This window comes from Arminella tubonensis (assembly GCF_003240585.1).
Taxonomy (GTDB): domain Bacteria; phylum Pseudomonadota; class Alphaproteobacteria; order Rhizobiales; family Rhizobiaceae; genus Rhizobium; species Rhizobium tubonense.
In genome coordinates this window covers 1-2551 of the sequence record NZ_PCDP01000012.1, presented here as the reverse complement: position 1 = coordinate 2551, position 2551 = coordinate 1, and the positions used below count along the sequence as shown (strand labels likewise).

Genomic DNA, 2551 nt, shown 5'->3' with positions numbered 1-2551 from the left:
CGCCAGCCTCCTGCTCACGCAGCACACCGATGATCTGCTCTTCCGTAAATCTCTGCTTCTTCATTCGTCCGTCCTTCGTCAGGCCGAACTCTAATCAATTTTGGAGGAAATTCGCAGTGGCAGGTCATTAGGCATGTCACTTCGTAGCTGGTTCCAATAGTCGCATAAGATGGCCACGGCGCTCTCCGCTCCGGCGTCATCTAACAGCCTGTAAACTTCCTGCTCGACATATGATGGGATATTGGCTTGCAAAATCGGTCGCAAAGACTCGATACGCGCTGATTGCCTGGTGCCGATTGAAACCAGCGAGAGCGCGAACTCGTCTTCTCTCTATTTCGTCTGATACATTGTCAGCTGACCTCTCGACGGCCGCAACCGAAAAACTAAGCTTCACCGTCGAAGGATGGATCGATCTGACACGCGGGGAAAGAAGGTCTCTTTATTGCTGGAGCCGAAGACAGAGCTATTGGGCCCTGTCGCATAGTAGCTGACACCGCGACGAACCAAAGCGGCGAAATCTTTGCAAGCAATTTGGATAGGGTTTTCCCGACCGGGAAGTCGCTCTATTTGACACCAATCGAACCCGAAGCTTCCGGAAGCCGAGTTCCGCATAATAAAGCGCCCCGACCGTCTCGGGTCGGCTTCATCGTCTCATTAATTCAGTGTTAATGCCTTCGATTTTGTGGTACATTGATCTGTCTGTGACTCACGATGCGAGTGCTCGTGAAAGGCGGTATTCCTAGAAAATTTTAGTGTTAAAGCTCCGCAAGGGGGCGCCTATTAGCGTGGTATTGCAATATGAATTCAATGAAGAAACGTTTCCGGTTCCTATGGGGATCAACTATCTTGGGGCAAGTAATCATTGGGGGTGTAGGCCACATAGACGAGGCGGCAGTTGAGCCGGAGCCCGCCTTGAGGCTTTCGTCAGATATCGAGAAATCCCTTCGCTTCTACTTTGAGCATTACGACATGGTCCGGCACCATGTGCTTAAGCCTGGGGAAAAGATTGTAATAAGTCTGGACGGCGAGCGGCTGTGTCGTTTCTGCGGGAAAGGCGAACCTGCTGTCTCATTCCGGAATTTGGCTCACGCAATTCCGGAATCTTTGGGTAATAAAGCCCTTTCTACGACCTACGAATGCGACACTTGCAACAAAGAATTTGGCGAGGGTATCGAAACCCATCTCGGGCATTGGTCTAAGCCAATGCGGTATATCGCTCGAATCAAAGGGAAAAAGCGCTTTCCGCAACTTGAAGAGAGTGGCGGGAAAGGCTGGAAAATGGAATACGATCCCAAAAGCGGGTTTCAAATCAAATCCTACGAGGACGATCCCGTCGCGACCGTTAATGGAGAGGCAAGGCAACTTGGTCTTACAATAAGGCGGAAGCCCTACATCCCGCTCGCAGTCTTGAAAGCCTTCTGGAAAATGGCTGTGACGCTGATGCCGGAGGACGAGCTTGAGAATTTCAAGGACGTCAGACGGTGGATCATGACGAAGACCCATGAGAGCATCGGTGGTCCTATCCAAGTGTTCGTCGGCTTCCATCCCGGCCCAATGCCGCCCGGATTTCTAGGCGTTGCGCTGCTGATGCGGAGATCAGCCGACACACGCTACCCGTACGCGTTCATCGCGATTAGGTATGGAAACGAGACCTTCCAGGTTCCGGTGCCGTCAGCTCTGAATGACGCTCAGGGCACCAGCGATCCTATTCCTTTCTTCAGGTTTCCCGACCTGGTTGATCCAAACGTCTACGGGAAATCGAAGTTCTTCCAGGTGGACCTGTCGTCGATCGACCCAATGAGCGATCCGGTAAACGTTACATTCCAGGCAGAAACAGTCGACTCCACTCAACACGAACCGACATCTGAGAACCGATACGGCTGATCGACATCAAAGACTTGGGCGCCGAACGACTGGTCGTCCGGCGCCCGTATCCAGCTGTCTAATCTACTGGCTAGCTGGACCTGCGCCCGTTCGAAAGGAGCTTCGGGTGCCTTGGCCTTGTGCCGTTTCCGCAGGATGACGAAGAAGACCGGTGTCAGGAAAAGACCAAACATACGCCGAGCATCCCAGAGAACAATGCCGTAGATTATACGCGAGGATGAGCCGTGCCCGCAGGTGTAGGAACGCACTACCTTTAAATCGTCGCCTTGCATCCCTCCCAATAGCGAAGTGATCGCCGCGATGTCCTCCCCTCCCTCGCGTGCCAGTGGACACAATCCGCCACGGGCCGTCTCACTCCCTTGAGACAGCCCTTCTTTTTTGCGAAGGTGCAATCTTCGCGGGCGTCACCCATATTTTCTGCAGTTGAAGTTAATCGCAGGCAAGCGGCCAAAGCGTTCCGCGCAACTTCGACAAGAGTCGTCGGTTGAGAGGATTTTATGCGGTCTCGTCCGGTCTATCGTGGATACCCGGAACTACCTGATACCAGCGTGAGCGATCTCTGACTCTTTTTGAGGTTTCCAAATCAGTTGAGTTCTGAATCAATATCGCAAACTGAGGTTTGCGGATGACATCAGGAATTCCATTGCGCGATGACTTCGACGGCTTT

The 2551-nt window shown here is 52.6% G+C and carries 1 protein-coding gene; it reads left to right on the top strand.

Going from position 1 to position 2551, the window contains the following annotated elements:
• Window positions 1-846 precede the first annotated feature (846 nt).
• Window positions 847-1884, top strand: a complete 1038-nt coding sequence (locus tag CPY51_RS05815) for an HNH endonuclease (protein ID WP_195909435.1) — start codon at window positions 847-849, stop codon at window positions 1882-1884.
• Window positions 1885-2551 lie beyond the last annotated feature (667 nt).